The following is a 6,941-nucleotide window of genomic DNA, read 5'->3' on the forward strand; positions in this document are numbered from 1 at the left end:
TTTTGATAATCCCCTGATTGTACCACGTATTGTGTTTCACTCAGACGACAGGGCTTGAACGCGCTTCGGATGCATTTAGAGAGCTGATGCTGATCATCACAAATCGCCGTTTGCATTCCAGCAAAGGACGCTCACATCATTTGGGAAGAGAAAAGGAGCATGTCATGAATATCCAGAAACTGGCCTCGTTTACCCAAGACACAAATGGCGGGAACCCGGCGGGCGTTGTGATTGGGGACGTCTTACCAGAGGCTGCGATTATGCAGAAGGTGGCCGCCGATGTGGGGTATTCGGAAACGGTTTTTGCAGCACCCGAAAGCAATGGGTTTCGCGCGCGCTATTTTGCGCCGCAGCAAGAAGTGCCGTTTTGTGGGCATGCCACGATTGCACTGGGCGCGGCCTTGGGGCAGGCGTTTGGGGCAAAGGAATACGATCTGACTTTGAATGACGCATCGATTTCAGTTACGGCCTACCAAGAGGGCAGCGCATGGGGGGCAAAACTGGTCTCACCGCCGACACGCCATCAGCCGGTCGAGGAGGTCGCATTGGGTGCTTTTCTCGACCTCTTTGGCCTTGAATATAACGATCTGGACCCGGACATCGCCCCGGCACTGGTGCATGGCGGTGCAGATCATCTATTGCTGCCTTTGGCGCGGCATGACCTACTCAAAGAGATGTCATATGATTTCGATGCGGGGGCCGCGCTGATGCAAAAGCACAAACTGGTCACTATCAACCTGATCTGGCGCAAGAGTGCCGAGCAGATCCATAGCCGCAATCCTTTTGCTGGGCACGGGGTTTACGAGGATCCGGCAACAGGGGCGGCCGCGGCCGCGCTGGCGGGGTATCTGCGCGATGCCGGATATCAGGGCACTGCGTTCGAGGTGATCCAAGGCGTTGAGATGGGTCGCCCGTCACGCCTGCACGTCAAACCTCGCGCTGGGCTGGGCGCTCCGGTGGAGATTTCCGGACTGACTGCGCCGATCACCTGAAACCTTGGCTTGCGTCGGGGGCGGGCTGCCCATAAAAGCAGCCCGTCAACCAAGCAGAAGGGTCAGAACATGGGCTTTAAAATGGGTATCGTCGGATTGCCGAACGTGGGCAAATCCACCTTGTTCAACGCGCTGACCAAAACAGCCGCGGCACAGGCTGCGAACTTCCCCTTCTGCACCATCGAGCCGAACGTTGGTGATGTTGCTGTGCCGGATGCACGGCTGGACAAGCTGGCGGCGATTGCCAGCTCGAAACAGATCACCCCGACCCGCATGACGTTCGTGGACATCGCTGGTCTGGTCAAAGGGGCGAGCAAGGGCGAAGGACTGGGCAACCAGTTTCTGGCCAACATTCGTGAGGTCGATGCCATTGCGCATGTGCTGCGCTGCTTTGAAGATGATGATGTGACCCACGTTGAGGGCCGCGTGAACCCGGTGGAAGATGCCGAGGTGATCGAGACCGAACTGATGTTGGCGGATCTGGAATCGATTGAAAAGCGCCGGGCGGGATTGGTGCGTAAGCTCAAGGGCAACGACAAAGAAGCGCAGCAACAAGATCGCTTGCTGGCAGCGGCACAGGCCGTGTTGGAAGAAGGCAAACCCGCCCGCGTGGTTGAGGTCGATGCCGAAGACGCCAAGGCGTGGAAAAACCTGCAACTGCTGACCACCAAGCCGATCCTGTACGTTTGCAACGTGGATGAGGCCAACGCGGCGGACGGCAATGATCATTCCGCCAAGGTTGAAGCCATGGCAGCAGAGCAGGGCGCGGCCAGCGTGGTGATCTCGGCCCAGATCGAGGAAGAAATCAGCCAGCTGGAAGAAGACGAAGCAGCGATGTTCCTGGAAGAAATGAACCTGACCGAGGCGGGCTTGGATCGGCTTATTCGCGCAGGCTATGACCTGCTGCATCTGGAAACGTACTTCACTGTTGGCCCGAAAGAGGCCCGTGCCTGGACCATCCGTCAGGGCACCTCAGCGCCCAAGGCGGCGGGAGTGATCCACGGTGATTTCGAAAAAGGCTTCATCCGCGCCGAAACCATCGCCTATGACGATTATATCACCTGCAACGGCGAATCCGGCGCCAAAGACGCCGGCAAAATGCGTGCCGAAGGCAAGGCCTATATCGTTAAAGACGGCGACGTGATGCACTTCTTGTTTAATACCTGAGACGTTTTTAAAGCCAGAGTGCTTTCAGTCATTGAGAGAATTGATGCGTTCAATGATTGTGTCGATTTTGCTGGTGTAATGACTGGCTCCAGCGGTTTGAAAGGTTTCTTTCGCAGCCGCAGCGTGGTGCAGTGCTTGATCTAGGTGAGCCGGATCGAGGGACTTTTCAAACAAGGCGCGCTTAAGGTTGGCGAGATTCCCGTGAAGCATGGCCCAGTCGAGCGGCACCCGTTCGCGCGTGAATTCTTCTAGTGCGTTCTGATAAGCTTTGATGGCCTGCTCCAACCGTGCAACGCCACTTTCGCGCTCTACGAATGATGACAGTGCGTTGCCCAAATTCATCTGCGTCATTGCCCAATCCAGCGGTACCTGCTCACGTGAGAGTTCTTTAAGGGCGTTTTGGTAAGCTTCAATAGCTTGTTTTAGTTGCGTTGTGCTGCCATTGCGTGTTGCGAGGGTTAGCAATGCATTGCCCAGATTCAATTCTGTGATGGCCCAGCCCTGTGGCTCCCGCTCTCGGGTACGTACTTGTAGGGCTCTATTATAGGCTTCTATGGCCTGCTCTAGCCGTGTGCCGCCACTTTCTCGTCGCCCGAGTGCTAGCAGCGCATTGCCCAAATTCATTTGCACTAGAGCCCATTCCAGTGGCACCTGTTCACGTGTGAGATATATTCGTGCGTTATCATAGGCTTCAATAGCTTGTTCTAGTCGGGCTGTGCCGTTTTCGCGCTCCGCTAGGGCCAACTGCGCATTTCCCAGATTCATCTGCGCTATAGCCCAGCCGATTGGTGCACGCTCGCGAGTGTATACCTTGAGTGAATGTTTATAGGTTGAAATGGCTTGTTGAAGTCGTGTGGTGCCGCCTTCGAGTGCGCCGAGAGTTTGTAGCGCAAGTCCCAGATCATTCAGCGCAGCGCCGCGTTGCTCCTCGGAGTTAGACCGGTCTAGCATAAAATGTGCAAGTTGGACTGAGATGATGAGATCCAACGCACTCCCATAATCACGTCCCATGACATAGTAATAGTACTGCTGGCTGCGCAGCTGTTCAAATTCAGCGCGCCCTCCGGCCTCAATATCTATTCTTTGCACTAAAAGTTTCGCAACACCGGAACCATCTCTGGCCAGCTTCGCGATCTCAATGCCACTATCTAGCAGTCGGGATTTACGGGCCTGATGTGCGGCGTCTTCCTCGGCAAGGGCCTCTACGATGGCGGCACTGGCTTGGGCGAATTCACCCTCAGCGGCGTATGCCGCCACGCGTTTTAGCACCTCGCCGACAAAATCCCCGTGGTTCGAGGTGACCCGCCCCTCTTGTTGCACTCGTACGGCGATATCCATGGCGTTTTGCAGCTCCAGCCAGGCCTGCCCAACTTCCGCGGTGTCGCGCGCAATCCGTTGCGCCAGCCGGATAATCGCTTTCTCGGTGATGCCTTCGTCGCGCAGGCGGTCGGTTTGGCCCTCGCGCTGGGCAATATCGACCAGTTGATCCGCCTCGCGGTCGTCGCGGGTTTGTTCGGCCTCGGGGGTGACCTCGCTGCCGGTAAACTGATCAATCCAGCCTTCGTCCAGATCCAGCGCTTTGATCAGGCGGCCAACGGTGCGGGTGCTGATGCTGCGTTTGCCGTTTTCAATCGCGGACAGAAATGATTTCCCACTGGTGCCGTCCATCTCACCGCTGAGCTGATCCAGCGTCCAGCCTTTCAGGCTGCGCGCCCGCTCAACCGCCGTGCCGAATGCGCTGAGCACCTCCTGTGTAACTTTAGGCAACGATCGGTAACTCCTCGCAACATGCATGCAACTCTGTGACAGCGACTTTTGCGGACAGGAGGGCGATATTTATCCCTGTCGACAACGCTTTAACCTAAGGCGGGCCCGCCGCAATATCAGGAGATTAACTGATGATGTGGCAAATACAACCATTGCTGGCATGGCTGGTCAGCACCCAAGGACAAAACATCGGATTCGCCGCGCTAGCCATGGCTTGTGCCTGCGGGCTCTGCCCGAAATGGGCGGCAATTCTGGTGGTGGCGTTCCACCTGTTGCTGGCATTTGCATGAAAATGCGGGGAAGGGCGAATTCGCTCTTGCCCCTTCTTTGTCAGATATATAAACACGCCAGCGGAGCTGTGGCCGAGTGGTCGAAGGCGCTCCCCTGCTAAGGGAGTAGGCCCGGAAGGGTCTCGTGGGTTCGAATCCCATCGGCTCCGCCACCCACACCTGTCTCACTTTTTTCGTGCGGTTTTGCCGTAAATTCTCGCGTAATTTTGGGCGTTTACCCTTGGGGTTCTGCGTCAGAGACGCAGTGTTTCCCGGCAGTAGTCGCACATATCTCAAGACGTCTCAGTGGGGGTTTTGGGGCGGTGCGGTTTTGCGCGCTTTTCCCTGTTCTGGGTCGAATTACAGGGAATGCTGCGCAAATGTATTGAGGTGAGCGTAAACTGATCGAGGCAAAACAATGGCTTACGTGCAATTTCCCTAAAGTCAAATCAGGGAATCAAATTGAATGAACAGGGAATTATCGTGCGCCAACAGGCAATGGATTTGAGCCATCAGGGAAGGGGTGTTTTCAGCTAAATCTCAGGAGCCGTTCTTGTTCTGCCCAACAGTTTGGAAGCACCATTCTGACCATGCGCTCTTGCGTCAACTCTGGAGGTTGCGTGCCCTCCAGAATGGCAGTCTGGATTTTGGGAGATAGAAACGCCAGCTGCGCCCGCATTCGGATGAAGGATTCGGTGACATTGTCACGCTTGGCGAGTGTCCCGAGGGGGATGCCCTTGCGCAGCTCGCCTGCCCATTTATGCCCACTAACCAATCCACGTAAGAGTGTCTTGTCCGGTATGGCTGCATGCGCAGACTTCTTATAAACGCCGCCATAGTGGTGCTGGTCGCTTCAGTCCCCATATTCCTCGCGTTCCTAGGCTGGAGCGCGATGCAGGTCTATCACACGTTCGGCGCAGTGGCGTTCATTGTAGTGATTGTAAGCTCTCTTATCGTGGGCGGAGCTCTTGTTTCCCACTCTGATACAGACCAAGGCTGGTAGATTTCGCCGCTGCACGACCAATGAGTTGCGGCTGCTCATCCTTTATCGATTGGCCAACCAAAGCTCTGCGCACTTCTAATGTACTAGGAACTGGGGCTGTAGATGCAGGTGATGCAAGTGCCAAGTCACGTGTTCGTCATGGGGACGTCACGCCATCGGTGACAAAACCGACCGTTTGTGAACATCGAGATTTTTAACTCTAAATTGGTTAAGAATATAGTGCTGGAGAGCACCTAAGTATGGCCTAGTTAAGCCTCCAAGTGACTGAAGAGCATGAAATTTTGTATGCCGCGCTTTCAATGCTAGAATGAGCAAGGCATTTTAAATGGAGCTATTGTGTCTGTCATTTTCAAACCCGTAGTCTTCTGCATCCTTCGCGCGATTTACTTAGCCCTCGTTGCGGGTTTCTTGGCTGGAAGCCAATCCGTCGCGCAAGACAATGAAAGCACCGATCCCATCCACGGCCTCTGGTATGGATCGGACGGGCTGACCTACTCCATAGCGCTCAAGAACGATACTGATATCTCGATTACACCCACGGGCGAAGATGCCCAACCCAGTGTCGTGCCGAGCTTTTCTCCTCCGCAGATCACGGCGACAGCTCCAACGATGCTGAACGGGCTGACCCTTGACGGTTTATACCGACCAGATGGATTCGAGGTCGCAGCTCTACTTGCTGAGTTTGAAAATTTCAATTTCCACCCAAAATCCGTCTCGCTTGGGGTCAGGCTCGCCCTCACGAATTCCTATCCCGACCTATCTAGCCGGATCGACGTCGCCATGCTTAGCGCCCACAAAATGCAGCTGACCCGCCATATCATCCGGTTGAAGTGGCAGCAAAAAGATCCTCCAGTTTTGATTGAGGTGACTGAAAAAGCGAGTATTCAGGAGATTCTCCTCACCCGCGCACCCTGCGCCATTCAAACGCTGTCGTTTCGCTCTGCCGCAGACTCAAAAACCGGCAGAACTAAATTCAAGTACCGCCATATCCGCACAGACATCCGTCGAGCGGATGCAAATGGTAACTTTGCCGAGGATGCAGGCGTTTCCATTGATATGACGTCATCCAAGCCGCCTGTCGCTGGGATGAAAAAACTTTATGAAAACCTGCTTGCTGCCGAGGGCTTGACGATGCACCAGCTGCTGAACGCCGACCCCAGTGCCGGGGCCGACAATAGAAGTGGTACGTCAGAGCACAGCTTCGGGTGCGACACGGGTTATCGCTGTGTCAAGGTTGGGGAACTGGATCCGCATGGCAACTTATTCCCTACGGAAACCATCCGATCCACAGCTGCCGACCAAAGGACTATTATCACAGGCATAAACCGAATTGTGAAACTGCCAAACAAAGGCGATCATCTTGTAACTTTCCTGATCCGTTTTCAGGGCAAGCTAGAGCAGTTTCGAGGCGTTTGCGTGCCAGAACAGTAAGCCATTCAGCGCACCGGGAGACAATTGAGAGCAAAAGTCATACTGGGTTTTGGACCACAATTAAAAGAACGGATCCTTCATTCTATGTCAGCACTATCGACCTAAAGCAGCGAAAGCCCACTTTCCCGCAAAAGCGGACATTCGTCACACTCTAAACTTTGCGGTCATGAAATTGTTCCACCTTCCGTTTGACGTCAGCGCTAATGGGTCCAATTAGGTTGATTTGATAAGGGAGAGTTTCTGGCTCATCGTAACCACTGAGGAGTGGAAGATGAGAAAGACAACCAAAAGCCCTGGCGAGAAGATCGTCAA

General features: G+C 54.6%; 5 protein-coding genes and 1 tRNA gene. 5 read left to right on the top strand and 1 reads right to left on the bottom strand.

The genetic code is table 11. The annotated features are described in order from the left end of the window. Nucleotides 1-164: 164 nt before the first annotated feature. Both ROA7450_RS05305 and ychF read left to right on the top strand, forming a co-directional pair. Nucleotides 165-992 carry a PhzF family phenazine biosynthesis protein gene (locus tag ROA7450_RS05305; protein ID WP_085804665.1) on the top strand — a complete coding sequence of 276 codons (828 nt, stop codon included), beginning with the start codon at nt 165-167 and terminating at the stop codon, nt 990-992. Between the two features lie 69 nt (nt 993-1,061). Beyond that, nucleotides 1,062-2,159, top strand: a complete 1,098-nt coding sequence (gene ychF / locus ROA7450_RS05310) for a redox-regulated ATPase YchF (RefSeq protein ID WP_085804609.1) — start codon at nt 1,062-1,064, stop codon at nt 2,157-2,159. 24 nt (nt 2,160-2,183) lie between these two features. Here the strand turns inward: ychF and ROA7450_RS05315 are convergent, their stop codons facing one another. Continuing rightward, a complete protein-coding gene (locus ROA7450_RS05315; protein ID WP_159454003.1) occupies nt 2,184-3,926 on the bottom strand; it encodes a helix-turn-helix domain-containing protein in 1,743 nt (580 codons plus the stop codon). Between the two features lie 131 nt (nt 3,927-4,057). Here ROA7450_RS05315 and ROA7450_RS20950 point away from each other — a divergent pair, with 131 nt between their 5' ends. The 3 genes from ROA7450_RS20950 (at nt 4,058) to ROA7450_RS05335 (ending at nt 6,629) form a co-directional block, all read left to right on the top strand. Continuing rightward, the gene (locus tag ROA7450_RS20950; protein WP_159454004.1) at nt 4,058-4,216 is read left to right on the top strand and encodes a hypothetical protein; all 159 of its coding nucleotides are present in this window, start codon (nt 4,058-4,060) and stop codon (nt 4,214-4,216) included. Nucleotides 4,217-4,278: 62 nt separating this feature from the next. Beyond that, nucleotides 4,279-4,368: transfer RNA gene (locus ROA7450_RS05320), tRNA-Ser, on the top strand. A gap of 1,166 nt (nt 4,369-5,534) precedes the next feature. Then, entirely contained in the window at nt 5,535-6,629 is a 1,095-nt protein-coding gene (locus ROA7450_RS05335) for a hypothetical protein (RefSeq protein ID WP_085804613.1), read from the top strand. Nucleotides 6,630-6,941 lie beyond the last annotated feature (312 nt).

Origin of the sequence: Roseovarius albus, from assembly GCF_900172335.1 — a bacterium.
GTDB lineage: Bacteria > Pseudomonadota > Alphaproteobacteria > Rhodobacterales > Rhodobacteraceae > Roseovarius > Roseovarius albus.